The 24,676-nt window shown below is 61.0% G+C and carries 23 protein-coding genes and 2 pseudogenes; 13 read left to right on the forward strand and 12 right to left on the reverse strand.

Annotation, left to right across the window (positions count from 1 at the left end):
* Positions 1-82: 82 nt before the first annotated feature.
* The 4 genes and pseudogenes from argB to coaBC all read right to left on the reverse strand — a co-directional run bounded on the left by argB (position 83) and on the right by coaBC (position 4,341).
* Entirely contained in the window at positions 83-988 is a 906-nt protein-coding gene (argB, locus tag PFLQ2_RS26515; RefSeq protein WP_003177267.1) for an acetylglutamate kinase, read from the reverse strand.
* 27 nt (positions 989-1,015) lie between these two features.
* Positions 1,016-2,419, reverse strand: a pseudogene (locus tag PFLQ2_RS26510) (phosphomannomutase/phosphoglucomutase); the annotation flags it as partial.
* 252 nt (positions 2,420-2,671) lie between these two features.
* Entirely contained in the window at positions 2,672-3,127 is a 456-nt protein-coding gene (gene dut / locus PFLQ2_RS26505; protein WP_003177269.1) for a dUTP diphosphatase, read from the reverse strand.
* Between the two features lie 5 nt (positions 3,128-3,132).
* Complete coding sequence (gene coaBC / locus PFLQ2_RS26500; protein WP_003177270.1) at positions 3,133-4,341, reverse strand: bifunctional phosphopantothenoylcysteine decarboxylase/phosphopantothenate--cysteine ligase CoaBC; 1,209 nt, start codon at positions 4,339-4,341, stop codon at positions 3,133-3,135.
* A gap of 145 nt (positions 4,342-4,486) precedes the next feature.
* Between coaBC and radC the strand changes: the two are divergent.
* Positions 4,487-5,160 (forward strand): annotated as a pseudogene (radC, locus tag PFLQ2_RS26495) (RadC family protein).
* Positions 5,161-5,251: 91 nt separating this feature from the next.
* On the opposite strand, the gene PFLQ2_RS26490 reads toward radC, so the two are convergent.
* Entirely contained in the window at positions 5,252-6,841 is a 1,590-nt protein-coding gene (locus PFLQ2_RS26490; RefSeq protein WP_003177272.1) for an ABC transporter substrate-binding protein, read from the reverse strand.
* 438 nt (positions 6,842-7,279) lie between these two features.
* Between PFLQ2_RS26490 and rpmB the strand changes: the two genes are divergently transcribed.
* Positions 7,280-7,513: a 50S ribosomal protein L28 gene (rpmB, locus tag PFLQ2_RS26485; RefSeq protein WP_003177273.1), complete on the forward strand. Its 234-nt coding sequence runs from the start codon at positions 7,280-7,282 to the stop codon at positions 7,511-7,513.
* Between the two features lie 11 nt (positions 7,514-7,524).
* Positions 7,525-7,680, forward strand: a complete 156-nt coding sequence (gene rpmG / locus PFLQ2_RS26480; RefSeq protein ID WP_003177274.1) for a 50S ribosomal protein L33 — start codon at positions 7,525-7,527, stop codon at positions 7,678-7,680.
* Between the two features lie 91 nt (positions 7,681-7,771).
* On the opposite strand, the gene PFLQ2_RS27420 is transcribed toward rpmG, so the two are convergent.
* Positions 7,772-7,990, reverse strand: coding sequence for a peptidase inhibitor (locus PFLQ2_RS27420; protein ID WP_033045874.1), 219 nt, complete (start codon positions 7,988-7,990; stop codon positions 7,772-7,774).
* Positions 7,991-8,156: 166 nt separating this feature from the next.
* Entirely contained in the window at positions 8,157-8,519 is a 363-nt protein-coding gene (locus tag PFLQ2_RS26475) for a cupin domain-containing protein (protein ID WP_003177276.1), read from the reverse strand.
* Between the two features lie 244 nt (positions 8,520-8,763).
* On the opposite strand from PFLQ2_RS26475, the gene PFLQ2_RS26470 reads away from it, so the two are divergent.
* Positions 8,764-10,257 (forward strand): aldehyde dehydrogenase, encoded by a 1,494-nt coding sequence (locus PFLQ2_RS26470; protein WP_003177277.1) that lies wholly within the window; start codon positions 8,764-8,766, stop codon positions 10,255-10,257.
* A gap of 189 nt (positions 10,258-10,446) precedes the next feature.
* The gene (locus tag PFLQ2_RS26465) at positions 10,447-11,589 is read left to right on the forward strand and encodes an MFS transporter (protein WP_003177278.1); all 1,143 of its coding nucleotides are present in this window, start codon (positions 10,447-10,449) and stop codon (positions 11,587-11,589) included.
* A gap of 115 nt (positions 11,590-11,704) precedes the next feature.
* On the opposite strand, the gene PFLQ2_RS26460 is transcribed toward PFLQ2_RS26465, so the two are convergent.
* Both PFLQ2_RS26460 and PFLQ2_RS26455 read right to left on the reverse strand, forming a co-directional pair.
* Positions 11,705-13,270, reverse strand: coding sequence for a phospholipase D family protein (locus tag PFLQ2_RS26460; RefSeq protein ID WP_003177279.1), 1,566 nt, complete (start codon positions 13,268-13,270; stop codon positions 11,705-11,707).
* Positions 13,271-13,330: 60 nt separating this feature from the next.
* Complete coding sequence (locus PFLQ2_RS26455; RefSeq protein WP_003177280.1) at positions 13,331-14,764, reverse strand: PLP-dependent aminotransferase family protein; 1,434 nt, start codon at positions 14,762-14,764, stop codon at positions 13,331-13,333.
* 179 nt (positions 14,765-14,943) lie between these two features.
* Between PFLQ2_RS26455 and PFLQ2_RS26450 the strand changes: the two genes are divergently transcribed.
* Positions 14,944-15,189, forward strand: a complete 246-nt coding sequence (locus tag PFLQ2_RS26450; RefSeq protein ID WP_003177281.1) for a DUF1127 domain-containing protein — start codon at positions 14,944-14,946, stop codon at positions 15,187-15,189.
* Between the two features lie 108 nt (positions 15,190-15,297).
* Here the strand turns inward: PFLQ2_RS26450 and PFLQ2_RS26445 are convergent, their stop codons facing one another.
* Positions 15,298-16,611 carry an NAD(P)/FAD-dependent oxidoreductase gene (locus PFLQ2_RS26445; RefSeq protein WP_003177282.1) on the reverse strand — a complete coding sequence of 438 codons (1,314 nt, stop codon included), beginning with the start codon at positions 16,609-16,611 and terminating at the stop codon, positions 15,298-15,300.
* A 145-nt stretch (positions 16,612-16,756) separates the two neighbouring features.
* Here PFLQ2_RS26445 and PFLQ2_RS26440 point away from each other — a divergent pair, with 145 nt between their 5' ends.
* A complete protein-coding gene (locus tag PFLQ2_RS26440; protein WP_003177283.1) occupies positions 16,757-17,110 on the forward strand; it encodes a YkgJ family cysteine cluster protein in 354 nt (117 codons plus the stop codon).
* A 62-nt stretch (positions 17,111-17,172) separates the two neighbouring features.
* On the opposite strand, the gene PFLQ2_RS26435 is transcribed toward PFLQ2_RS26440, so the two are convergent.
* Positions 17,173-17,661, reverse strand: coding sequence for an Lrp/AsnC ligand binding domain-containing protein (locus PFLQ2_RS26435; RefSeq protein WP_003177284.1), 489 nt, complete (start codon positions 17,659-17,661; stop codon positions 17,173-17,175).
* Between the two features lie 155 nt (positions 17,662-17,816).
* On the opposite strand from PFLQ2_RS26435, the gene dadA reads away from it, so the two are divergent.
* The 6 genes from dadA to PFLQ2_RS26405 all read left to right on the forward strand — a co-directional run bounded on the left by dadA (position 17,817) and on the right by PFLQ2_RS26405 (position 23,944).
* Complete coding sequence (gene dadA, locus PFLQ2_RS26430; RefSeq protein ID WP_003177285.1) at positions 17,817-19,121, forward strand: D-amino acid dehydrogenase; 1,305 nt, start codon at positions 17,817-17,819, stop codon at positions 19,119-19,121.
* On the forward strand, positions 19,093-19,446 hold the full coding sequence (locus PFLQ2_RS26425; RefSeq protein WP_003177286.1) for a RidA family protein: 354 nt from the start codon (positions 19,093-19,095) through the stop codon (positions 19,444-19,446). The genes dadA and PFLQ2_RS26425 overlap by 29 nt, the downstream gene beginning before the upstream one ends.
* A 94-nt stretch (positions 19,447-19,540) precedes the next feature.
* On the forward strand, positions 19,541-20,614 hold the full coding sequence (gene alr, locus PFLQ2_RS26420) for an alanine racemase (protein ID WP_003177287.1): 1,074 nt from the start codon (positions 19,541-19,543) through the stop codon (positions 20,612-20,614).
* 128 nt (positions 20,615-20,742) lie between these two features.
* Positions 20,743-21,291 carry a cupin domain-containing protein gene (locus tag PFLQ2_RS26415; protein WP_003177288.1) on the forward strand — a complete coding sequence of 183 codons (549 nt, stop codon included), beginning with the start codon at positions 20,743-20,745 and terminating at the stop codon, positions 21,289-21,291.
* A 181-nt stretch (positions 21,292-21,472) separates the two neighbouring features.
* Positions 21,473-21,886, forward strand: a complete 414-nt coding sequence (locus PFLQ2_RS26410) for a c-type cytochrome (RefSeq protein ID WP_003177289.1) — start codon at positions 21,473-21,475, stop codon at positions 21,884-21,886.
* Positions 21,887-22,021: 135 nt separating this feature from the next.
* Positions 22,022-23,944, forward strand: coding sequence for an acetyl-CoA hydrolase/transferase C-terminal domain-containing protein (locus PFLQ2_RS26405; RefSeq protein ID WP_003177290.1), 1,923 nt, complete (start codon positions 22,022-22,024; stop codon positions 23,942-23,944).
* A gap of 121 nt (positions 23,945-24,065) precedes the next feature.
* Here PFLQ2_RS26405 and PFLQ2_RS26400 read toward each other — a convergent pair whose 3' ends face one another.
* Positions 24,066-24,638, reverse strand: a complete 573-nt coding sequence (locus PFLQ2_RS26400; protein WP_003177291.1) for a xanthine phosphoribosyltransferase — start codon at positions 24,636-24,638, stop codon at positions 24,066-24,068.
* Positions 24,639-24,676 lie beyond the last annotated feature (38 nt).

The raw sequence follows: 24,676 nt of genomic DNA on the forward strand, positions 1-24,676 counted from the left end.
TCGCCACAAAAGCTTCATCTGAACGAATAATAAAAAAGACCCCGCTCAACCAGGTTGAGCGGGGTCTTTTTACAGGTATTGCTTACGGACGCTTGCGATTGCTGATCAGCGTACCCACGCCGGTATCGGTGAAGATCTCCAGCAGGATCGCGTTCGGTACCCGCCCATCGATGATCAGCGAGCTGCCAACCCCACCCTGTACCGCTTCCAGTGCGCAACGGATCTTCGGCAGCATGCCGCCATAGATGGTGCCGTCGGCGATCAGGTCGTCGACCTGTTGCGTCGACAGTCCCGTCAGCACTTTGCCCGACTTGTCCATCAGGCCGGCGATGTTGGTCAGCAGCATCAGCTTTTCAGCTTTCAGTGCTTCGGCGACCTTGCCGGCCACCAGGTCGGCGTTGATGTTGTAGGACTCGCCGTTGGCGCCCACACCGATTGGCGCGATCACCGGAATGAAGTCGCCCTTGACCAGCAGGTTCAGCAGGTCGGTGTTGATGCCGACCACTTCGCCCACTTGGCCGATGTCGATGATTTCCGGCTGGGTCATCTCCGGTGTCTGGCGGGTCACGGTGAGTTTCTTCGCCCGGATCAACTCGGCGTCCTTGCCGGTCAGGCCAATGGCGCTGCCGCCATGACGGTTGATCAGGTTGACGATGTCCTTGTTGACCTGGCCGCCCAGGACCATCTCCACGACATCCATGGTCTGCGCATCGGTGACGCGCATGCCGTCGATGAAGTGGCTCTCGATGGACAACCGCTTGAGCAGATCACCGATCTGCGGGCCGCCGCCATGCACCACCACCGGGTTGATGCCCACGGCCTTCATCAGCACGATGTCGCGGGCGAAGCCGGTCTTCAGCTCCTCGCTTTCCATCGCGTTGCCGCCGTATTTGATCACCAGGGTCTTACCGACGTAGCGTCGGATATAAGGCAACGCTTCGGACAGGACCTTGGCGGTATTGGCGGCGGCTTCGCGTTCGAGGGTCATTCAGGGCTCCGGTGGTACGTCAGAAAATCAAAACGGTAGTTGGAGATCAGGTGCGACACGTTTGAGTTGGGCGTGGAACACATCCTTGATGCGCTGCAGTTCAGCTTCGTTGTCAGCCTCGAAACGCAGCACCAGCACCGGTGTGGTGTTGGATGCGCGAACCAGGCCCCAGCCTTGGGGATAGTCGACCCGTACACCATCGATGGTGGTGAGTTCGGCGCCTTCGCCCCATTGAGCGTCATGCAGTGCATCAATGATGCTGAATTTGCTCTCTTCGGTCACATGGATATTGATTTCTGGCGTAGAAATATCGTTCGGGAAGGTCGCGAACAGCTCTTCGGCGCTCGATTGCTCCTTGCTGAGGATCTCCAGCAGGCGCGCGGCGCTGTAGATGCCGTCGTCGAAACCGAACCAGCGCTCCTTGAAGAAAATGTGGCCGCTCATTTCACCGGCCAGCAGGGCGCCGCTCTGTTTCATTTTTTTCTTGATCAAGGAATGACCGGTTTTCCACATCAGTGGACGACCGCCGTATTCCTTGATCAGCGGCACCAGGCGACGGGTGCACTTAACGTCGAAGATGATTTCGGCGTCAGGATTGCGCGCCACCACGTCCTTGGCGAACAGCATCAACAGGCGGTCCGGGAACACGACGCTGCCGGTATTCGTCACCACGCCCACGCGGTCGCCGTCGCCGTCGAAAGCCAGGCCCAGGTCGGCATTGGTTTCCTTGACCTTGGCGATCAGGTCTTGCAGGTTTTCCAGCTTGCCCGGGTCCGGATGGTGGTTAGGGAAGTTGCCGTCGACGTCGCAGAACAGGGGGATGACTTCGCAATTAAGCGCTTCGATCAGTTGCGGGGCAATGACGCCAGCCGCGCCGTTACCGCAATCGACCACCACTTTGAGGCGGCGGGCGAGTTTCACGTCCTTGACGATTTCGTCGTTGTAGCGTTCCAGGATATCGACCTTGGTCACGCTGCCCTGGCCACTGCTCAGGTCATTGGTCTTGAGGCGGGTGTGCAGGGCCTGGATCTGCTCGTTGGCGAGGGTGTCGCCGGCGATGACGATCTTGAAGCCGTTGTAGTTCGACGGGTTGTGGCTGCCGGTGAGCATGACCCCGGATTTGCCGGCCAGCACGTTGGCGGCGTAGTACAGCGCCGGTGTCGGGACCAGGCCCACATCGCTGACGTGGCAACCACTGTCGGCAACGCCTTTGATCAATTGTTCGACCAGCTCGGGGCCGGACAAGCGGCCATCGCGGCCAACGGACACGTTCGGTTCACCCTGGGCCAGGCTCTGGGAGCCAATGGCGCGGCCGATCCAGTAGGCGGTTTCGGCGGTGAGAGTTTCCGGTACCACGCCGCGGATGTCGTAGGCGCGGAAGATGCTGTCAGGGAAGATCGGGGCGATTGCGGCTGGGGTGTTCATGGGCGGGGCGCTCTATCAGGAAAATGACTGGACAGGCCGACGGGTAGCGTCGGCAGGCTCAAGCTGAAGGGTATGACGGCGTTTTTGACAGAGAGTTCGTGGTGGGAAAGTGCCATGAGACAGCGTTACCCCGATCGCCCTCGCCTAATACATTGATTCCGGATGGGAAACCTAGCAGAAAGCCATTGCGCATTTTTTGCCCTGAAACACAAGCTTAATAAACAGGCCGGGCAACGCACCCGGCCTGGAGCGCCAGGATCAGTGGCTACCGGAATGCCCGAAACCGCCAGCACCGCGCTGGCTTTCGTCGAATTCCTCGACCAGTTCGAAGTGCGCCTGGACCACGGGAACCAGCACCAGTTGCGCGATGCGCTCGCCTACGGCGATGTTGAACGCTGTTTGACCGCGGTTCCAGCACGACACCATCAATTCGCCCTGGTAATCGGAGTCGATCAGGCCTACCAGGTTGCCCAGCACGATGCCGTGCTTATGGCCCAGGCCGGAGCGCGGCAAAATCAATGCGGCCAGGCCTGGGTCGCCAATGTAGATCGACAGGCCGGTGGGGATCAGCAGGGTCTGGCCCGGCTCCAGGATTGTGTCCTGCTTGAGCATCGCCCGCAGGTCGAGGCCGGCGGAGCCCGGTGTGGCGTACTGTGGCAACGGGAATTCGTTGCCGATGCGTGGGTCGAGAATCTTGGCTTGTAAGGCGTGCATGAAAATTAAACCTGGTTCAGACGTTCGGCGATAAAAGTGATCAGCTGGCGGGCAATCTTGCCTTTGCTGGTCTGGGCGAAAAGCGTGGCGTGCAACTGGCGGTCGATCACGCTGCAGGCGTTTTCTTCGCTGTTGAAGCCGATGCTCGGGTTGGCGACGTCATTGGCGACGATCAAGTCCAGATTCTTGTCCTTGAGCTTGCGCGCGGCGTAATCGAGCAAGTGTTCGGTCTCAGCGGCGAAGCCGACGCTGAACGGACGGTCGGGACGGGTGGCAATGCTGGCGAGGATGTCCGGGTTGCGCACCATTTGTAGTAACAAGCCGTCGCCGCTTGTAGGGTCTTTCTTCAATTTTTGCGGGGCAACGACTTCGGGGCGGTAGTCCGCCACCGCAGCCGAGGCGATGAACAGGTCGCACGGAATCGCCGCCTCGCAGGCCGCGAGCATGTCCCGGGCGCTGACCACGTCGATGCGCGTGACCCGGTCCGGGGTCGGCAGGTGCACGGGGCCGGTGATCAGCGTCACCCGGGCACCGGCTTCCACGGCGGCCTCGGCCAGTGCAAAGCCCATTTTTCCCGAGCTGTGGTTGGTGATGTAGCGCACCGGGTCAATGTTTTCCTGGGTTGGCCCGGCAGTAATCAGCACATGTTTGCCGGTCAAGGCCTGGCGCTGGAAGCAGTCGGCGGCGCATTGGGCAAGGTCGGTGGCTTCAAGCATGCGCCCCATGCCGACATCGCCGCAGGCCTGGCTGCCGGACGCGGGGCCGAAGACTTTCAGGTCACGGCTCTGGAGCAGTTGCAGGTTGGCCTGGGTGGCCGGGTCGCGCCACATGGCCTGGTTCATGGCCGGCGCGACGGCAACCACCGCGTCGGTGGCGAGCACGAGGGTAGTCAGCAGGTCATCGGCGATGCCTTGTGCCAGGCGGGCGATCAGGTCGGCGGTGGCCGGGGCGATCAACACCAAGTCTGCCCACTTGGCCAGCTCGATGTGGCCCATGGCGGCTTCGGCCGCCGGGTCGAGCAAGTCCAGGTGAACCGGGTGCCCGGACAGGGCCTGCATGGTCAACGGCGTGATGAATTCACTGCCGCCGCGAGTCATGACCACCCGTACTTCCGCGCCCTGGTCGATGAGCCTTCGAACCAGATCGGCGCTCTTGTAGGCGGCAATGCCGCCGCCGACGCCCAGAACGATGCGTTTCCGATACAGCCGCTGCATAGGCCTGCCTTTCGATTTCAGTGGTCAGTGCAAGACGAACCCCTTGGCAGCAGCCTGCCAGGGCGCAAATCGCCTGCAAAAAAGATGGGCTACGATATCACAGCGACCGCTACGGAACAGCGGCGCCCACATTCAGGGAGATGCTATGAGTATTCGCGATTGGCCCGTGGCCGAGCGGCCACGGGAGAGGTTATTGGCGCTGGGGGCGGGGAGTCTTTCAGACGCCGAACTGTTAGCGATTTTTTACGCACCGGTGTGTCCGGCAAAAGCGCGGTGGATCTGGCACGACAACTATTGATTCAATTTGGCAGCCTGCGCGCGCTGCTTGAAGCTGACCAGATCACATTCAGCAATCATATGGGTCTGGGCCCGGCGAAGTTCGCCCAGCTGCAAGCGGCTCAGGAAATGAGCCGTCGCCATTTGGCGGAGCGGGCACGGGAAAAGACCACACTGGAAAGTCCCTTTGCGGTCCGTGAGTACCTCAAGTCCATGCTGCGCCACGAACCCCACGAGGTGTTCGGTTGCCTGTTTCTCAATGCCAAGCACCAAGTGCTGGCCTACGAGACGCTGTTTCGCGGTTCTATCGACAGCGCCAGCGTCTACCCTCGGCAGGTGGTCAAGCGCGCCCTGGCCCACAACGCCGCTGCGTTGATCCTGTGTCACAACCATCCTTCAGGCAACACCGAGCCCAGCCAGGCCGACCGGATGCTCACCGGGAGGCTTCAAGAGGCGTTGGAGTTGATCGATGTGCGGGTGCTCGATCATTTCATTGTCGGCGATGGAGATCCGCTGTCGATGGCGGAGTATGGGTGGATGTGAGGCAGCGACAAGCTTTCAGCTTCAAGCCGCAAGCTCAGAGCCGGGTGTGATCTGCTCTTGAGCTTGCAGCTTGCAGCTTGCAGCTTGCAGCTTACGGCTTGAGGCTGACCTTCGAATAATCCTGCCGCCCAAATGGGCTCACCGCATAACCCTGCACATCCTTGCGGGTCAGCGCGAAGGCGGTCGGGTGCGCCAGGGGCAGCCATAAGGCCTGTTGCTGGATCTGGGCCTGGGCCTGTTCGTAGAGCTTGGCGCGCACGCCTTGCTCGCCGGTGGTCTTGCCGGCGCTGATCAGCTTGTCCAGGTCAGGGTTGCAATAGCGGGCGAAGTTGGTGCCGGACTTGACCGCCGCGCAGGAAAACTGCGGCGTGAGGAAGTTGTCCGGGTCGCCGTTGTCGCCCGCCCAGCCCATGAACAACAGGTCATGCTCGCCGGCCTTGGCACGACGGATGAGTTCGCCCCATTCGATCACCCGGATTTCGGCCTGGATGCCGATTTCTGCCAGGTCCGATTGCAGCAACTGCGCGCCGAGGCTGGGGTTGGGGTTGAGCAGGCTGCCGGAAGGGCGGGTCCAGATGGTGGTCTTGAAGCCGTCCTTGAGGCCGGCCTTGGCCAGCAGCTCACGGGCCTTGGCCGGGTCATGGTTGTAGCCGGGCAAGCCCTTGGCGTAGCTCCAGGTGTTCGGCGGGTACGGGCCGTTGGCGGCTTGAGCGGTGCCTTCGAAAACGCTCTTCAGATAGCTGGCCTTGTCAAAGGCGAGGTTGATGGCTTGTCGTACCTCAGGCTTGTCCAGCGGCGGATGCTGGCTGTTGATCGCCACGAACGCGGTCATGAAAGCGTCGGTCTGGGCCACGTTCAACGTAGGTTCCTGTTTGGCGGCCTGCACGTCCAGCGGCTTGGGCGACAGAGCGATCTGGCATTCGTTGCGGCGCAATTTCTGCAGGCGCACATTGGCGTCCGGCGTGATGGCAAAGACCAGCGGGTCTACCTGAGGCTTGCCGCCGAAATAAGCCTCGTTGGCCTTGTAGCGGATCGAGGCGTCCTTCTGGAACCGGCTGAAAATGAACGGGCCGGTACCGATCGGCTGGCTGTTGAGTTTTTCTGGAGTGCCAGCCTTCATCAGTTGCTCGGCGTATTCAGCCGAATAGATGGAGGCAAAGCCCATGCTCAAAGTCGCCAGGAACGTGGAGTCGGCATGATCGAGGGTGAAACGCACGGTCAGCGGGTCCAGCGCGTCGATTTTCTTGATCAGCGCCGGCAATTGCATGGATTGGGCATGCGGGAAGCCGCTCTGCGCCACTTTGTGCCAGGGGTTTGCCGGGTCGAGCATGCGCTCGAAGCTGAACTTCACGTCTTCGGCAGTCAGGTCCCGGCGCGGGGTGAAGTATTCGGTCTGGTGGAACTTGACGTTGGGGCGTAGCTTGAACAGATACGTCAGGCCGTCGGTGGAGACTTCCCAGCGGTCGGCCAGGCTGGGGACCACTTTGCCGCTGGCGGTGTCGAAATCCACCAGGCGGTTCATCAGCACGTCGGCAGAGGCGTTAGTGGTCGTCAATGAATTGTACTGGACGACATCGAACCCTTCCGGGCTGGCCTCGGTACAGACACTCAAGGCGGCAGCCTGGGCCAAGGGGCTGAGCAGCAGCGGGGCGAGCAACAAAGGTAGGGCAGCGAGGCGCATGATCGGTTTTCCTGTGCAGGTCGAAGGCCCATCTGCGAGTGCAGTCTGGAAAAGGCCTACCCTAGTGGGCTCGCTGGTAAATGACTATCCCCTTTTTACATTTTCCGGCACTCTGCAACGGCACGCCCGTGGTAGAAACCCGTGGCGAACGGTGAAAAACCTCGATGCAGCGACGAGCGGTCGGAGGCTGCGCCAGCCTTTGCCCTAGCCGTCCGGCGCGGTCGGGCGATGCTTCGGCGTGAAGACAAATCACATCGGCTGTTGTTGCACGGTGGTCTTTCTGGTATAAAGCAGCGCTCTTTTCTAGGGGCCCGGTTCCTTCACTGTAGGTGTAGCCGGTAAGACCCTTAAAGAAACGCGGCGCCTGGCGCCAAATGACTGAGAGATTAAGCGGCCAACCCATGCCGGGTTGGGCATGTGGTTTTAGAGGGCTGAGGCATGTCGAGAGTCTGTCAAGTTACCGGTAAGGGTCCGGTGACTGGGAATAACATTTCCCACGCAAACAACAAAACCCGTCGTCGTTTCCTGCCGAACCTGCAGCATCACCGCTTCTGGGTTGAAGAAGAGAAACGTTTTGTGCGTCTGCGCGTATCTGCCAAGGGCATGCGTATCATCGACAAGCGTGGCATCAGTGTCGTGCTGGCCGAACTTCGTCGCGATGGCAAGGTTTAAGGGAGCTAATCATGCGTGAATTGATTCGTTTGATCTCGAGCGCCGGTACTGGTCACTTCTACACTACCGACAAGAACAAGCGTACTACCCCGGACAAAATCGAGATCAAGAAATATGATCCGGTTGTTCGCAAGCACGTGATCTACAAGGAAGGCAAAATCAAGTAATTGATTTTTCCCTCTTACAAAAAAGGCCCGTATCGCGAGATACGGGCCTTTTTTGTTGTGCTCAGGTTTGAGGGGGCAGTGACGCTATCGTTCAACCGCAGTTGATGCTGACGATGATCCTGTCGGCATTGGTGTGCAGGTTGATGCGTCGCGGACGCAGATCCCAGCTTGTAGGGTATTTCGGGCCTGTGGCGCGAACGGGCGCGCCGTTGGCCAGGGCGCGAACCTCTTCAAGCAGCTCGGGGGTGCATTTTTGGCCGATGGTGTATTGAGCGATGGCCAAGTCGCATTGATCGGGTAAGACGGGCATGTTGCCTCCTTGCAATATTGATAGGTCGGGACGCTCACCTGTCGGGTTGGCCGCACGTCCTGTGCGTAGCCGTTGCGACAAAAAATCCGTGACGCCCGCGGGCAGTTTCATCTGCCGTGGTACTCGTCGACCAGCGAAAGAGTGTCAGCTGCTTTTTCGGTCGGGCTCAAGCCTTCTGCTCGAACACCACATAGATCTTGCGGCACGGCTCCAGCACTTCCCAGGTGCCGGTGAACCCGGCCGGAATCACAAAGCGGTCACCGGCCCGCAGGGTCTTGGCATTGCCATCGTCGTCCCGCAGCACGGAGACGCCCTGGACGATCTCGCAATATTCATGCTCGGTGTAATTGACCCGCCACTGGCCGATGGCGCCTTCCCAGACCCCTGCATTCATCTGCCCGCACGGGCTGTTGTAGTGGTTGAACACCGCTTGTTCGGGGTCGCCCTTGAGCACTTTGGCCGCGTCCGGGCGATAGCGTTCGGCGATGGTATTGGCCTGGCTGAAATCGACGATGTCCTGAATGCTCATGCGGGTGATCCCCAGTGATAGCTTGGAAAGTCCCGAGTCTATGTTTATTAAAACGAACATCGCAAGGCCGTTTTCCAGCGTTGTGTCAAATATATTGAAACATGACCGGCCGCTGGTTTAGGGTGGCGGATGCCCTGTGCCAAAAATAGCGCCGAAACGACGCCGAAATCAGGCTGGCCGGGCAGAATTCTTTGGACGCTGCGCAGTGCGCGGCGTTCTCACTCAATAAGAGGAGGACACACGCATGACCACCCTGACTCGTGCCGACTGGGAACAACGCGCCCGCGACCTGCAGATCGAAGGCCGTGCCTTCATCAACGGCGAGTACACCGATGCGGTGTCCGGCGAAACCTTCGATTGTCTCAGCCCGGTCGATGGCCGCTTGCTGGGCAAGGTCGCCAGCTGCGATGCCGCCGATGCCCAGCGAGCCGTCGAAAACGCTCGTGCCACTTTCAACTCTGGCGTCTGGTCACGCCTGGCGCCAAGCAAGCGCAAAGCAACCATGATTCGTTTCGCCGGGCTGCTCAAGCAGAACGCCGAGGAATTGGCCCTGCTCGAAACCCTGGACATGGGCAAGCCGATCAGTGACTCCCTGAACATCGACGTTCCCGGCGCGGCACAAGCGCTGAGCTGGAGCGGCGAAGCCATCGACAAGATCTACGATGAAGTGGCCGCTACCCCGCACGATCAGTTGGGCCTGGTAACCCGCGAGCCGGTGGGCGTCGTCGGCGCTATCGTACCGTGGAACTTCCCACTGATGATGGCCTGCTGGAAGCTCGGTCCGGCGCTGTCCACCGGTAATTCGGTGGTGCTCAAGCCGTCGGAGAAATCCCCGCTGACTGCCATTCGCATTGCGGCATTGGCCATCGAAGCCGGCATTCCGAAGGGTGTGTTGAACGTGTTGCCTGGTTATGGCCATACCGTCGGCAAGGCCCTGGCGCTGCACATGGATGTCGATACGCTGGTGTTTACCGGTTCCACCAAAATTGCCAAACAGCTGATGATCTATTCCGGCGAATCCAACATGAAACGCGTCTGGCTGGAAGCCGGCGGCAAAAGCCCGAACATCGTGTTCGCCGATGCCCCGGACCTGCAAGCTGCGGCCGAGTCCGCTGCCAGCGCCATCGCGTTCAACCAGGGCGAAGTCTGCACCGCCGGCTCGCGTTTGCTGGTGGAGCGTTCCATCAAGGACACGTTCCTGCCCCTGGTGATCGAGGCCCTCAAGGGCTGGAAGCCAGGCAACCCACTGGACCCGGCCACCAATGTCGGCGCCCTGGTGGATACCCAGCAGATGAACACCGTGCTGTCCTACATCGAGGCGGGTCACAGCGACGGCGCCAAGCTTGTGGCCGGTGGCAAGCGGATTCTCGAGGAAACCGGTGGCACCTACGTTGAGCCAACGATTTTCGACGGTGTGAGCAATGCGATGAAAATCGCCCAGGAAGAAATTTTCGGCCCGGTGCTGTCGGTCATCGCCTTCGACACGGCCGAAGAGGCTATCCAGATCGCCAACGATACGCCGTACGGCCTCGCCGCAGCGGTATGGACCCGGGACATCTCCAAGGCCCACCTCACCGCCAAGGCGCTGCGTGCCGGCAGCGTGTGGGTCAACCAGTACGATGGCGGCGACATGACCGCACCGTTCGGCGGCTTCAAGCAGTCGGGCAACGGTCGCGACAAGTCGCTCCATGCGTTCGACAAATACACCGAGCTGAAGGCGACCTGGATCAAGCTCTGACATTGTCGGCCCGGACCCTGTCCGGGGCTTTCATGTCACACAGGTCATTGTGGGAGCGGGCTTGCTCGCGAAAGCGGAGTGTCAGTCAACTTAGCTGTTGAATGGGAAACCGCCTTTGCAAGCAAGCTCGCTCCCACATTGTTTTGCACGGTGCCTGGAAAACCGATAACCATCCACAGGAGCGTGGAAATGCGTTGGGCGACCTATTTCGCCGTGTTGGCGTCGGTGCTGAGCGTCGGCCTGGCCCTGGGCGTGAGCATGCCGCTGGTGTCGCTGCGCCTGGAGGGCTGGGGCTATGGCTCGTTTGCCATTGGGGTGATGGCTGCCATGCCCGCCGTCGGGGTGTTGCTCGGGGCCAAGGTATCGAGCCGGCTGGCGGCGCGCTTCGGCACCGCCGCACTGATGCGTCTGTGCCTGTGGGGCGGCGCCGTGTCCATCGGGCTACTGGCGCTGCTGCCCAGTTATCCGGTCTGGCTGCTGTTGCGCCTGGTGATCGGCGTGGTCCTGACCTTGGTGTTCATCCTGGGGGAAAGCTGGATCAATCAACTGGTCATTGAGAAATGGCGTGGGCGATTGGTGGCGCTGTATGGCAGCAGCTATGCCCTGAGCCAGTTGTCCGGCCCGTTGCTGCTGGGCGCGCTGGGGACTGATCATGACTATGGATTCTGGGTGGGCGTCGGCCTGCTGCTGATTGCACCGTTGCTGTTGCTGGGCCGTAGCGGCGCGCCGAGCAGCGAGGCCGGTAGTGTCACGTTCGGCGATTTGTGGGCGTTTTGCCGAGGCTTGCCGGCGATTGCCTGGGCCGTCTCGTTGTTCGCCGCGTTCGAGGCGATGATCCTCACGTTGTTGCCGGTGTATTGCTTGCGACAAGGCTTCAATGCCGACATCGCATTGGCGATGGTCAGTACCGTGGTGGTCGGTGATGCCTTGCTGCAGTTGCCCATCGGCGCCCTGGCCGATTACCTGTCGCGCCGGGCGTTGTTCATGGGCTGTGCGGTGGCGCTGACCTTATCGAGCCTGGCGGTCCCGCTGCTGATCGACACCTGGCTGATCTGGCCGCTATGGGTGCTGTTCGGCGCCAGCGCGGGTGGTTTGTTTACCTTGTCGCTGATCCTGATCGGCGAGCGTTATCGCGACGATGCACTGGTACGGGCCAACGCCCATATCGCGCAACTGTGGGGGCTCGGTTGCCTGATCGGTCCGCTGGCAGCAGGGGCCGGTAGCCAATGGGTCAGCGGGCATGCGCTGCCTTTGTTCATGGCGGCGGGGGCGTTCGGCCTGGTGATTCTGTTGTTGCGCCAAGGGGCCTTTGGGTCCGCCCAAACCGCTTGAGAACCCCCGTGGCGAGGGAGCTTGCTCCCGCTGGACTGCGAAGCAGTCCCGGCTTTTGCGGTTGCTGCGCAACCGAGCGGGAGCAAGCTCCCTCGCCACCAAAAGCGGGCTACCTCTAAAGCATCCGCTCCAACCCGACGGTCGTGCTGAACCAGGCATTGAACCGGCGCCACCAGCTGCCCGGCTCGCGGTCCATGTCATGTAATTGGCCGTTGTCTTCAGTCGTCCATACCAGCTTTCCATTTTCCAGCCGTGCCTGGTAACTCAGGGCGGGCGCCATGCCTTGCAGCGCGAGGTCGCGTACCTGGCCGGCGAGTTCCGGGCTGTCCACGAGCACACCGACTTCGGTGTTCCACAGCACTGAGCGCGGGTCGAAATTGAACGAGCCAATGAAAGATTTCTGCCGGTCGAAAATCATCGCCTTGCTGTGCAGGCTGGAGTCCGATTCGCCGTAGGACTTGCTGTAGAACAGGTGAGGGCTGCTGCCTTTGTCGCCCGGTTGGCGCCGCAGTTCGAACAGGCGTACGCCATGTTGCAGCAGGGCCTTGCGATAGGGGGCATAACCACCATGCACCGCCGGCACATCGGTGGCTTCCAGGGCGTTGGTCAAAAGGCTCACCGACACCCCGGCATCGGCGCGGCTGGTCAGGTACACCAGGCCTGGCTGGCCGGGAACGAAATACGCCGAAATCATGATCAGTTCTTTGCTGACCCCCGCCAGCTCAGGGGCCAATTGCGTGGTCAGCAATAAATGCGGATCCGGCTCGCCCGTTGCCAGCACTTTGCTGGGCGCGTCCCACAGCGCCTGGTTCCAGGCCCAGATCAACTGAGTGCGCCAGGTGTCCAGCCGCGGTTGGGTCTTGTAGCGGGTCAGTTGCTGATAGAGCGCATGATTTTCCTGCTGGGTCTGTTCCAGGGACTCTTGCAGACGCAGGCGACTGTTGGCCAAGTCCTTGGCGGCAGGGCGGTGAGACAGGAACTGCTCGATGGGTTTGCTCAGGGCGCTGTTCCAGTACTGATCAAAGCTTTGCCCCAGTTGCTGAGCCACCGGTCCGACGCCAAGCAGGTCGATGTCGGTGAAGTTCAGGTTCGGTTCGGCGTCGAAATATTCGTCACCCAGATTGCGGCCGCCGACGATGGCCATGCTGTTGTCCGCCAGCCATAACTTGTTATGCATCCGCCGGTGTTGTTGCGACAGGTTGAGCAACCGCCCGAGGTTGCGAGTCACGCCGGTCGCGCGCCCCAGGTGCAAAGGGTTGAACAGGCGTATCTGGATGTTCGGGTGGGCGGCGAGGGTCGCGATGATCTGGTCCAGGCCATCGCTGGTGGTGTCGTCCAGCAGGATGCGCACGCGCACGCCCCGGTCGGCGGCCTTGAGCAGCTCGTCCACGAGCATTCGTGTGCTGATGCCGTCATGGACAATGTAGTACTGCAAGTCCAGGCTGCCTTGGGCGTGGCGGATCAACTCCGCGCGGGCGGTGAAGGCATCGGTGCTGTCCGAGAGTAGCCGGAAGCCGGATCGTCCTTCATGGGCGGCGACCTGGGTCTGGACCGAGCGGCCGAACGAAGATTCGGCGGCGGGCAACGCCTCGGAAGGCTCGCGTGCAATGTCTAAACTGGCGCAGCCGCTCAACAGCGAGGCGACTAGCAATAGCGCAGGCAGGATCGGTCTGGATCTCACGTAGGATCGTTCCGCTTGTTTGCGTTGATCGGCGTCAGGTGCTGCATCCTTTCGTACAGGTCAGACGCTGCCGCGCTGGGTTTCGTTCAACAGCGCAGCAGCGGCAACTCCTACCTTGCGCACGGCCTCTTCGATCTGCGTCGTTGGCTTGGCAGCGTAGTTCATCCGCAAGCAGTTGCGGTACTTGCCCGACGCCGAAAAAATGCTGCCGACGGCAACCTGTACGCCTTGGTCGTGCAGGACTCGATTGAGCTTCAGGGTGTCGAAGCCTTCAGGCAATTCCACCCACAACATGAAGCTGCCCCGCGGGCGACTGGCACGGGTGCCGGGCGGAAAATAGCGGCTGACCCAGTCGATCAATATGTCGCGATTACGCTGGTATTGCGTGCGCATCCGGCGCAAGTGAGGTTCGAAATGCCCACCCTGGAGAAACTCGGCGATGGCGATCTGCGGTTGTGGCGCGGTGGAGCCGGTGCTGATGTATTTCATGTGCAGTACCCGCTCCAGGTACCGGCCCGGTGCGACCCAGCCAATGCGCAGGCCTGGCGCCAGGGTCTTGGAAAAAGAACTGCAGAGCAGGACGCGGCCGTCGTCGTCGAAGGACTTGATGGTGCGAGGTCGCGGGTACGTGTAGGCCAGTTCCCCATACACATCGTCCTCGATAATCGCCACGTCGAAGCGTTGCGCCAGGGTCAGCAGAGCGCGCTTGTTGGCCTCGGGCATGATGTAGCCCAGCGGGTTGTTGCAGCTGGGGGTCAACTGTATGGCTTTGATCGGCCATTGTTCCAATGCCAGTTCCAGGGCCTCCAGGCTGATGCCGGTCAGCGGGTCGGTGGGAATCTCCAAGGCTTTCATGCCCAGGCCCTTTAGGGTTTGCATGGCCCCGTGAAAACTGGGTGAGTCCACCGCGACGATGTCGCCTTGTTCGCAGGTGGCGCGGATGCTGACGGACAACGCCTCGTGGCAGCCCGTGGTGACGATCAGGTCGTTGGGCCCCAATTGGCAGCCGGAGGCCAGCGACAGCCGGGCGATCTGTTCGCGAAGCGCGAGGTTGCCGTAGATATTGTCGTAATACAGGCCTGGCATGTCTTGCCGACGGCTGATCTGCGCCAGGCTGCGCAGCAGCGGTTTCATGGTCGGCGAGTTGATGTCAGGCATGCCGCGTCCCAGCTGCACCACGTCCGGGCGCGGTACGGCGCGTATCAGCTCCAGCACTTGGTCCCACTGGGAGATATCCACCGGGCGTTGGGCCGGGCGACCTACTACCGGCAAATCCGGCAGCTCGCGACTCACGGGGACGAAATAACCGGACTTGGGCCTCGGCATCGCCAGCCCGCTGTCCTCCAGCACACGGTAGGCCTGCTGTACCGTGCTGAGGCTGACACCATGTTCCGTGCTCAAGGCGCGCACCGACGGCAACCGATCACCAGGGCGATAGAAACCCTGTTCGATACGGGTGCCGAGCAATTCGGCGAGGTTCACGTAGAGGGTCATGGTGCGCTCCCGAGGAGGTGGATAAGAACAACCAATACAGTTGGCTTGGAAAATGACGATTCAGTGTCAAAAAGCGGCAATCTGTATTGATATAAAAGACATGGGTTGAATCTGTATTGCTTTTGGCCGTCCGCGCATCATGAAAGCTCTGGCTACCCAAGTAAACAGGAGCGATCAAAATGAACGGCTTGAGCGATGTGCGGCTGACGTTACACAGTCAGGAACTGGCGGCAGGGCAGGATAATGGGCTGCGCAGCGCGACGTTGCGCAACGCACCGTCCGACCTGAGTCGCTGGGCCCTGTTCTGGCACCGCCTGCATACACGCAAGGCCTTATTGGAACTTACACCCGAACAGTTGCGCGATATCGGGCTGAGCCGAGAGCAGGCGCGGGTGGAGGGGCTAAAGCCGTTCTGGCGGCTTTGAAACGGTAAAGAACCTGTGGCGAGGGAGCTTGCTCCCGCTGGGTTGCGTAGCAGCCCCAAGATTTTCGCGGTCGAGCGGGAGCAAGCTCCCTCGCCACGGGGGCTGAATTCAAACCAGTTCTTTCAACCGATGCCACAACATCCCCAGCGCCAGCAACGGGGAGCGCAGGTGCTTGCCGCCAGGGAAGGTCATGTGTGGCACTTGGGCGAAGAGGTCGAAGCCGCCGCCTTGCTGGCCGCTGATAGCCTCGGCCAGCAGCTTGCCGGCCAGGTGCGTGGCATTGAGTCCATGACCGGAATAGGCCTGGGCGTAATACACATTGGGTTGATCCTTGAGCCTGCCGATCTGTGGCAAACGGTTGGCACCAATGCCAATCATGCCGCCCCATTGGTAATCGATCTTCACGTCCGCCAATTGCGGGAAAACCTTGAGCATTTTCGGGCGCATGTAGGCGCCAATGTCCTGCGGGTCGCGGCCCGAATAGTGACAGGCACCACCGAACAGTAGGCGCCGATCCGCCGAAAGCCGGTAGTAATCCAGCGCGACTCGTTGATCGCAGACCGCCATGTTCTGCGGCAACAGCGCCTGTGCCTGGGCCTGGCTCAAGGGTTCGGTGGCGATGATGTAGCTGCCAGCCGGCAGCACTTTGCCGCCCAATTGCGGATTGAGGCCGTTGAGGTAGGCGTTACAGCCCAGTACCAGCGTCTTGGCGCGGACCGAGCCCTGTTGGGTATGCACCTTTACTTCGGGGCCGTAATCGATACGCGTGACTGCCGATTGCTCGAACAACCTGACGCCCATTTGCTGCGCGGCGCCAGCCTCGCCCAGGGCCAGGTTAAGCGGATGCAAATGGCCGGAACCCATGTCGATCAATCCCCCGACATAGCGATCCGAACCCACCACGCTGTGCATTTCATGGGCTTGCAACAGCCGGGTCTGGTGGCGATAACCCAGGCTGCGCAGTTCTTCAACCTCTTCGGCGAAGCCTTCCAGGTCGCTGGGCTTGTTGGCGAGGTCGCAATAGCCCCAGGTCAGGTCGCACGGGATCTGGAAACGCTCGACGCGCTGCCGGACGAATTCCACCGCCTCAAGGCCCATGAGTTTCATCTGGCGCACACCGTCGGTGCCGATGATCGGCGTGAACTGGTCGAGGCCATGGCCGACGCCACGGATCAATTGACCACCGTTGCGTCCACTGGCGCCCCAGCCGACCCTGTGTGCTTCCAGCAAAACGACGCTCATGCCACGTTCGGCCAGTTCGATCGCCGTGTTCAGCCCGGAAAACCCGCCGCCGATCACGCAGACATCCGCCACCAGCTCGCCTTGCAGCACCGGATGGTCCGGCTGCGGCAGGCTGCTGGCGGCGTAATAAGAGTCGGCGTGGGCGTGGCTCGGGACAGGTTGCTGAGCACGGGCGTTCATGTGCGTAATCCTGATTTTTGTGTTTGAGAAATTTTACGGAGCATAAGCCGTGGGTTCGCCTACGGGCAACACTGGTCGCCTGGCGCTGTCTGGCGCACGGCTTTTAAGGCAGAATCCGGGCAGTCCCACCTCGGTAAGTGCCACGATGAGCTGCAACGGTCAAAAAATTCGCGCGCTGCGCCAGCAGATTCCCTCGTTCGAGTGCGTACCGGGCTGCCATGACTGTTGTGGGCCGGTGACCACTTCACCTGAAGAAATGGCTCGCCTGCCCCGCAAGACCCGCGCCGAACAGGACGCGGCCATGGAAGCGCTCGATTGCGTGCATCTGGGGCCAAACGGTTGCACGGTCTATGACGAGCGACCGCTGATCTGTCGGCTGTTCGGCACCACGGCGACCTTACCGTGCCCCAACGGGCGGCGGCCGGTGGAGTTGATTCATCCCCGGGTCGAAAAGCAGATCCATGAATACATGGCCAGCACTCGGCAGGTGCTGGTCTAGCCGCCAGGGATACCCAGTCGCGGCCTTCGCGGGCATCCAGGCGACCACTTCCAGAATCAGCGTTAATCCGGAATCGGCAGGCTCAAGCTCTCCTTCACTTCCTCCATCACGATATAACTCTTGGATTCGCGCACGTGAGGCAGCTTGAGCAGGATGTCGCCCAGCAGCTTGCGGTACGAAGCCATCTCGGAAATCCGAGCCTTCACCAAATAGTCGAAATCTCCTGAAACCAGGTGGCATTCCAGCACGTGGGGCAGTTTCAACACGGCGCGTCGGAACTCTTCGAAAGTGTCGCCGGATTTGTAGTCCAGGCTGATCTCGACGAATACCAGCAAGCTACCCTTCAAGTGCTGCGGGTTGAGCCGGGCGTTGTAGCCCATGATGATGCCCTCGCGCTCCAGGCGCCGTACTCGCTCGGTGCAGGGCGTGGTGGAGAGTCCGACCTTTTCCCCCAGTTCGGTGAAGGAGATCCGCCCGTCCGCCTGAAGGATGCGCAAGATGTTGCGGTCGATCTTGTCCAGCTCGCGTTTGGTCTGGGTGTTGGTACGCACAGGTGATGCGCCTCCATGAAAAGGGTTTTTGCCGAGAATTCTCGCCAAATATAGGCATTTATATAGTGAAAAGCACTGGCTAATCTTTTTTACACTGCGCCTATCTAAGCTTTGTACAACAAACGTCAGCGGTTATCCGCGATGAGGGCATCAACATGCGCGTTCTGGTCTTGGGTAGCGGCGTCATCGGTACCGTCAGTGCTTATTATCTGGCCCGCGCCGGGTTTGAAGTGGTGGTGGTCGACCGTCAGCCGGCGCCCGCCATGGAAACCAGTTTCGCCAACGCCGGCCAGGTGTCGCCCGGTTATGCCTCGCCATGGGCAGCGCCGGGTGTGCCGCTCAAGGCCATCAAGTGGCTGCTGCAACGCCATGCGCCGCTGGCGATCAAGGCGACTGCCGATATCGACCAGTACCTGTGGATGGCGCAGATGCTGCGCAACTGCACCGCCAGCCGCTATGCCATCAACAAGGAACGCATGGTCCGTCTGTCCGAGTACAGCCGTGACTGCCTCGACGAATTGCGCGCCGAAACCGGTATTGCCTATGAGGGCCGTAGCCTTGGAACCACGCAGCTGTTCCGCACCCAGGCCCAGCTCGATGGCGCGGCGAAAGACATTGCCGTTCTGAAGGAGTCCGGTGTGCCCTTCGAAGTGCTCGACCGTGCGGGCATTGCCCGGGTCGAACCGGCCCTGGCTAACGTCACCGATATCCTGGCCGGCGCCTTGCGCTTGCCCAACGACCAGACCGGTGACTGTCAGATGTTCACCACGCGCCTGGCGGAAATGGCTGTGAAACTCGGTGTGCAATTCCGTTTCGGCCAGGACATCCAGCGCCTGGACTTCGCCGGTGATCGCATCAACGGTGTCTGGATCGATGGCAAGCTGGAAACCGCCGACCGCTACGTCCTCGCCCTGGGCAGCTATTCGCCGCAATTGCTCAAGCCTCTCGGGATTCGTGCTCCGGTGTATCCGCTCAAAGGTTATTCCCTGACTGTGCCGATCACCGACCCGGCAATGGCGCCGACTTCGACCATTCTCGACGAAACCTACAAGGTCGCGATCACCCGGTTCGACAACCGCATTCGCGTGGGTGGGATGGCGGAGATTGCCGGTTTTGACCTGTCCCTCAACCCGCGCCGGCGGGAAACCCTGGAGATGATCGTCAACGACCTTTATCCTCAGGGCGGCGATCTGGCCCAGGCAAGCTTCTGGACCGGCCTGCGTCCGACCACGCCGGACGGCACCCCGATCGTGGGCGCGACACCTTTCAAGAACCTGTTCCTGAACACCGGCCATGGCACCCTCGGATGGACCATGGCGTGTGGTTCCGGTCGCCTTTTGGCCGACCTGATGGCGAAGAAAAAACCACAGATCAGTGCCGAAGGCCTCGATATCTCCCGTTATGGCAACAAACACCAGGAGTCTGCAAAACATGTCAATCCAGCGCCAGCTCACCAATGACCGCATGAGCCAGGTTGTCGTGCACAACGGCACCGTTTACCTGGCGGGACAGGTCGGCGACGACATGAGCGCCGGTATTGAGCAGCAGACCCGCGAAGCCCTGGGCAATATCGAGCGTTTGCTCGACCTCGCCGGGACGGACAAGAGCCGCCTGCTGTCGGTGACGATTTACCTGAAGGATGTCGAGACCCACTTTGCAGGCATGAATTCGGTCTGGGACAAATGGCTGCCCAAAGGCGTCGCCCCGGCCCGTGCCACAGTCGAGGCCAAATTGTGCGAGCCAGAGATCTTGGTGGAGCTGTCCGTCGTGGCCGCGCTGCCCTGATCCTGGCAAAACGATCCCTCTCCCGGTGCTGTTGGTGGTTCGTGCCATCAGCCAGCGCCGGTTTTTTTTCATGACCGTCTAGAAGCCTGCCGCCATGCGTCCTGCCCGTGCCCTGATCGATCTTCAAGCCCTGCGTCACAACTACCAATTGGCCCGCGAAGTCAGCGGGGCCAAGACCTTGGCGGTAATCAAGGCTGATGCCTACGGGCATGGCGCGGTACGGTGCGCCGAGGCGTTGCAAGACACGGCGGACGGGTTTGCCGTGGCCTGCATCGAAGAGGCGCTGGAGCTGCGTGCCGGCGGGATTCGTGGGCCGGTCCTGCTGCTCGAAGGCTTCTTCGAAGCCAATGAGTTGCTGTTGATCGTCGAGCATGACTTCTGGTGCGTCGTGCATTCGCTGTGGCAACTCGAAGCGATTGAGAAGGCGACACTGAGCAAGCCGATCACGGTCTGGCTCAAGCTCGATTCCGGGATGCATCGGGTCGGGTTGCATCCGGCCGATTACCAGGCGGCCTATCGCCGCTTGCTGGCCACCGGCAACGTGGCGAAAATTGTGCTGATGAGCCACTTCGCCCGTGCCGATGAACTGCATGATCCCAGCAGCACCGAGCAATTGGCGGTATTCGATGCGGCTCGCCAGGGGCTGGCGGCGCAGATCAGCCTGCGCAACTCACCGGCCGTACTGGGCTGGCCGCAGATTCCCAGCGACTGGGTGCGTCCGGGCATCATGCTCTACGGCGCCACGCCCTTTGACGAGCCCAACGCTGTCGCCGCGCGCCTGCAACCGGTCATGACCCTGGAATCGAAGATCATCAGCGTACGTGAGTTGCCCGCCGGAGAACCGGTGGGCTATGGCGCCCGCTTCGTTACAGCGCAGCCGACCCGGGTCGGCGTGGTCGCCATGGGGTACGCCGACGGTTACCCGCGCCAAGCGCCGAACGGCACGCCGGTGCTGGTGGATGGGCAGCGCAGCCAACTGGTCGGACGGGTGTCGATGGACATGCTGTGCGTCGACTTGACCTCCATCCCCCAGGCCGGGCTCGGTTCGACCGTGGAGTTATGGGGCAAGAACATCCTCGCCAGTGACGTCGCGAAGGCTGCCGATACGATTCCTTACCAGATTTTCTGCAACCTGCGCCGAGTGCCACGGCTCTATTCCGGGCATTGATGCGGGGCGCAACCTACCGAAAGTCGCTTCACCGCACAGGATTCGGGCCAAAGTGTTGTAAATACTGAACGCTGTCGCCATGATAACGCTCACTTTCCTCACAACCTGATTCCCTGGAGGCTCCTGCATTGGACGTCGGTGAACGACTGCAATCCATTCGTAAACTCAAAGGCCTTTCCCAGCGTGAACTCGCCAAGCGCGCGGGCGTCACCAACAGCACTATTTCGATGATCGAGAAAAACAGCGTGAGCCCCTCGATCAGCTCGCTGCGCAAGGTCCTTGGCGGGATTCCCATGTCCATGGTCGAGTTTTTTTCCGAAGAGATCCTCCAGGAGAAACCGACCCAGATCGTCTACAAAGCCAACGAGCTGATCGACATTTCCGACGGCGCCGTGACCATGAAGCTGGTGGGCCGGGCACACCCGAGCCGGGCGATTGCCTTCCTGAATGAGATCTACCCGCCGGGCGCTGACACCGGCGAGGAAATGCTCACTCATGAAGGTGAAGAAACCGGGATCCTGGTGGAAGGGCGACTGGAACTGGTGGTTGGTGTCGAAACCTTCGTGCTCGAGGCGGGCGACAGCTACTATTTCGAGAGCACCAAGCCCCACCGTTTCCGTAATCCGTTCGATGCGCCGGCGCGACTGATCAGCGCAGCCACGCCGGCCAATTTTTAGGAAAAGAGGCGCCGGGCCCCAGGGCACGGCGTTCAAGGAGTGAGCCGGCATTGCGAACAAGACCCTTGCGACTTTGGGGTTGTTTCAGTGTGACGGGCTTACCGCTATACTTGCGCCCGCCTGCAAACCGTGGCCGCAGGCGTGACTAGCCACCATTGAGGGTGTACGCGTGAACCTAATTATGAAAATGCTGGCTGCACCAGCAACCGTATTGGCCCTATGGGCTGCGAGCGCTCAAGCGGCGCCCAACGACGAAATCGCCAAGCGCCTTGAACCCGTCGGCCAGGTTTGCGTTCAGGGCAAGGAATGCAAGGGTATGGAAGTGGCCACTGCGGCTGGCGGCGCTGGCGGTGCCAAGAAGCCTGCCGATGTGATTGCCAAACACTGCAACGCTTGCCACGGCACCGGCCTGCTGGGCGCGCCGAAGATCGGTGACAAGGCTGCCTGGAAAGAACGCGCCGATCACCAGGGCGGCCTCGACGGCATCCTGGCCAAGGCCATTACCGGCATCAACTCCATGCCGCCTAAAGGTACTTGCGCCGATTGCTCGGATGACGACCTCAAGGGCGCCATCAAAGAGATGTCTGGCCTGTAATTCGCCTGCTTCTTTCACAAAACAGCCGCTTACGAGCGGCTTTTTTGCGCCTGGGGTTTTTCAGGGCTGTTCATCGCAACCAAGACCCGGCAAGCTCGGTCCAACCCACATTCAAGGAATGTCCCGGAGGGTCGGATGGTGCAGTTGTGTTCAATCGAACAGGCGGTGGATGACGTGCTCCAGCGCCTGCCCGCACATATCCACCTGGGCATGCCCCTGGGGCTGGGCAAACCCAACCTGTTTGCCAACGCGCTGTACCGACGCATTGCCCAGTTGCCCGAGCGACAACTGACCATCTATACGGCCCTGAGCCTGGGCCGGCCAACCCTGGGCGACGGGTTGCAGAAACGCTTCCTCGAACCCTTCGTCGAGCGGATCTTCGGCGATTACCCCGAGCTCGATTACCTCGCCGACCTGCACCGCGACAGCCTGCCGGCCAATATCCGGGTCGAGCAGTTCTTCATGCAGCCCGGCAGCCTGCTGCACAGCGCATCAGCCCAGCAGAACTACGTCAGCAGCAACTACAGCCACGCCGCCCGGGACATCAACGCGGCCGGCTTGAACCTGGTGGCGCAGTTGGTGGCGAGCGACCCCGAACACCCGGATCGCCTGAGCCTGAGCTGCAACCCGGACATCACCCTCGACCTGTTGCCGATGATCGCCAAGCGCCGGGCGGCCGGGGAAACCATTTTGATGGTCGGCCAAGTGCACAGCGACCTGCCCTACATGCCGGGGGACGCAGAAGTCGGCATCGACGGGTTCGATCTGCTGATCGATGAAAAGGACAGCCACACGCTGTTTTCCACGCCGAACATGCCGGTGGGGTTCCAGGATCATCTGATCGGCTTGCATGCCAGTACCCTGGTGCGCGACGGCGGAACGCTGCAGATTGGCATTGGCTCCATGGGCGATGCCTTGACGGCGGCGTTGCTGGCGCGTCAGGCCGACAATGCCGGTTACCAGGCGCTGCTGGCTGACCTGAACCTTAGCCAATGGGCGCAACTGATCGAGCGCGAGGGCGGGGTCGAGCCGTTCGCCAAGGGGCTGTACGGCTGCAGTGAAATGTTCGTCAACGGTTTGCTGGTGCTGGCGGAGGCCGGGATCATCCGGCGCAAGGTCTACCCCGACGAGCCAACCCAGGAGCAGGCCAACGCGGGCACGCTCGACGAAACGGCGCAACCCGACGGCATCTGCATACACGGCGGTTTTTTCCTCGGCCCGCGAAGTTTCTACGAGCGCTTGCGCGAGCTGCCACAGGGCAGGCTCCGCGAATTCAACATGACCCGCATCAGCTACATCAACGAGCTGTACGGCCAAGAGCAACTCAAGCGCCTGCAACGACTCGATGCACGCTTCATCAACACGGTATTCACCATGACCCTGCTGGGCGCAGGTGTCGCCGACCAGTTGGAAGATGGCCGCGTGCTCAGCGGCGTAGGCGGGCAATACAACTTCGTCGCCCAAGGCCATGCGCTGGAGGGCGGGCGCTCGATCCTGCTCCTGCGCAGCTGGCGTGAGGCGGGTGGCGAGATCAGCTCGAACATTGTCTGGGAATATGGCCATTGCACGATTCCCCGACATCTGCGGGACATCGTCGTGACCGAATACGGCATCGCTGATTTGCGCGGCAAGACCGACGCCGCAGTGATCGAGGCGTTGCTGAACATCAGCGATTCGCGCTTCCAGCCCGGGCTGATCGAGCAGGCGCAAAATGCCGGCAAATTGCCGAAGGACTTCCGCCTCGACCCACGGTTCGCCGACAACACCTCGGAACGTTTGCAGGCGATCCAGGCGCGGCATCCGAACCTGTTTCCCGAATACCCGCTAGGCTGCGATTTCGATGGGGTGGAGCGAGACCTGCTGCGAGCGCTGAACTGGCTCAAGAGCAAGTTCAAGCTCACCGAGCTCCTGGAGCTGGGCAAAGCCGCCCTCGACGCCCCGGAGCCGTGGGAGTTTGCCGGGCACCTGGAGCGCATGCAGCTGACCAGCCCTGAAGGGCTGAAAGAGGAATTGTTCCAGCGGCTGTTGCTTGCGGGTCTAAAGGCTACTGCGCAGTAACTACCGAGGTAACTCCGTGTGGGAGCGGGCTTGCTCGCGAATGCGGTGTGTCGGTCGATACATTTTTGGCTGATCCACCGCATTCGCGAGCAAGCCCGCTCCCACAGGGTTTAACTGATGGTCAATCGATAAAGGTCACGACCCCACCCGTCAGCGACTTCACCCGCGCCAGCGATTCAACGCGATAGCCCTGGGCATCCAGTTCCGCGCGGCCGCCCTGGAACGATTTCTCGATCACGATTCCCAAGCCGGCCACGGTGGCGCCGGCCTGCTTGATGATGGAAATCAGCGCCTGGGACGCCTTGCCGTTGGCCAGGAAGTCATCGATGATCAACACCCGGTCGCTGCTGGTCAGGTGGCGCGGGCTGATGGCTACGGTGCTTTCGGTTTTCTTGGTGAACGAATACACGGTCGCTGACAGCAGGTTCTCGGTCAACGTCAGGGACTGCTGCTTGCGTGCGAAAATCACCGGTACGCCCAGGTTCAGGCCGGTCATGATGGCCGGGGCAATACCCGAAGCCTCGATGGTGACGATTTTGGTGATGCCCGAATCCTTGAACAGCGCGGCAAACTCGTCGCCGATCAGCTTCATCAATTGCGGGTCGATCTGGTGATTCAGGAAAGCGTCGACTTTCAGGACCTGATCGGAAAGCACGATGCCTTGTTCGCGGATTTTCTGGTGCAGGGCTTCCATGAAGCCTCCTTTGATGACGCGTTCAGCGCCTGAAGTCG

Origin of the sequence: Pseudomonas fluorescens Q2-87, assembly GCF_000281895.1 — a bacterium.
In the GTDB taxonomy this organism is placed as follows: Bacteria; Pseudomonadota; Gammaproteobacteria; order Pseudomonadales; family Pseudomonadaceae; genus Aquipseudomonas; species Aquipseudomonas fluorescens_S.

Bases quoted from the DNA above. Each gene is read 5' to 3' on its own strand.
- argB (WP_003177267.1), bottom strand. From the start codon at position 988: ATGACCCTCGAACGCGAAGCCGCCGCCAATACCGCCAAGGTCCTGTCC.
- dut (WP_003177269.1), bottom strand. From the start codon at position 3,127: ATGCACGCCTTACAAGCCAAGATTCTCGACCCACGCATCGGCAACGAA.
- coaBC (WP_003177270.1), bottom strand. From the start codon at position 4,341: ATGCAGCGGCTGTATCGGAAACGCATCGTTCTGGGCGTCGGCGGCGGC.
- PFLQ2_RS26490 (WP_003177272.1), bottom strand. From the start codon at position 6,841: ATGCGCCTCGCTGCCCTACCTTTGTTGCTCGCCCCGCTGCTGCTCAGC.
- rpmB (WP_003177273.1), top strand. From the start codon at position 7,280: ATGTCGAGAGTCTGTCAAGTTACCGGTAAGGGTCCGGTGACTGGGAAT.
- rpmG (WP_003177274.1), top strand. From the start codon at position 7,525: ATGCGTGAATTGATTCGTTTGATCTCGAGCGCCGGTACTGGTCACTTC.
- PFLQ2_RS27420 (WP_033045874.1), bottom strand. From the start codon at position 7,990: ATGCCCGTCTTACCCGATCAATGCGACTTGGCCATCGCTCAATACACC.
- PFLQ2_RS26475 (WP_003177276.1), bottom strand. From the start codon at position 8,519: ATGAGCATTCAGGACATCGTCGATTTCAGCCAGGCCAATACCATCGCC.
- PFLQ2_RS26470 (WP_003177277.1), top strand. From the start codon at position 8,764: ATGACCACCCTGACTCGTGCCGACTGGGAACAACGCGCCCGCGACCTG.
- PFLQ2_RS26465 (WP_003177278.1), top strand. From the start codon at position 10,447: ATGCGTTGGGCGACCTATTTCGCCGTGTTGGCGTCGGTGCTGAGCGTC.
- PFLQ2_RS26455 (WP_003177280.1), bottom strand. From the start codon at position 14,764: ATGACCCTCTACGTGAACCTCGCCGAATTGCTCGGCACCCGTATCGAA.
- PFLQ2_RS26450 (WP_003177281.1), top strand. From the start codon at position 14,944: ATGAACGGCTTGAGCGATGTGCGGCTGACGTTACACAGTCAGGAACTG.
- PFLQ2_RS26445 (WP_003177282.1), bottom strand. From the start codon at position 16,611: ATGAACGCCCGTGCTCAGCAACCTGTCCCGAGCCACGCCCACGCCGAC.
- PFLQ2_RS26440 (WP_003177283.1), top strand. From the start codon at position 16,757: ATGAGCTGCAACGGTCAAAAAATTCGCGCGCTGCGCCAGCAGATTCCC.
- dadA (WP_003177285.1), top strand. From the start codon at position 17,817: ATGCGCGTTCTGGTCTTGGGTAGCGGCGTCATCGGTACCGTCAGTGCT.
- PFLQ2_RS26425 (WP_003177286.1), top strand. From the start codon at position 19,093: ATGTCAATCCAGCGCCAGCTCACCAATGACCGCATGAGCCAGGTTGTC.
- alr (WP_003177287.1), top strand. From the start codon at position 19,541: ATGCGTCCTGCCCGTGCCCTGATCGATCTTCAAGCCCTGCGTCACAAC.
- PFLQ2_RS26410 (WP_003177289.1), top strand. From the start codon at position 21,473: ATGAAAATGCTGGCTGCACCAGCAACCGTATTGGCCCTATGGGCTGCG.
- PFLQ2_RS26405 (WP_003177290.1), top strand. From the start codon at position 22,022: ATGGTGCAGTTGTGTTCAATCGAACAGGCGGTGGATGACGTGCTCCAG.
- PFLQ2_RS26400 (WP_003177291.1), bottom strand. From the start codon at position 24,638: ATGGAAGCCCTGCACCAGAAAATCCGCGAACAAGGCATCGTGCTTTCC.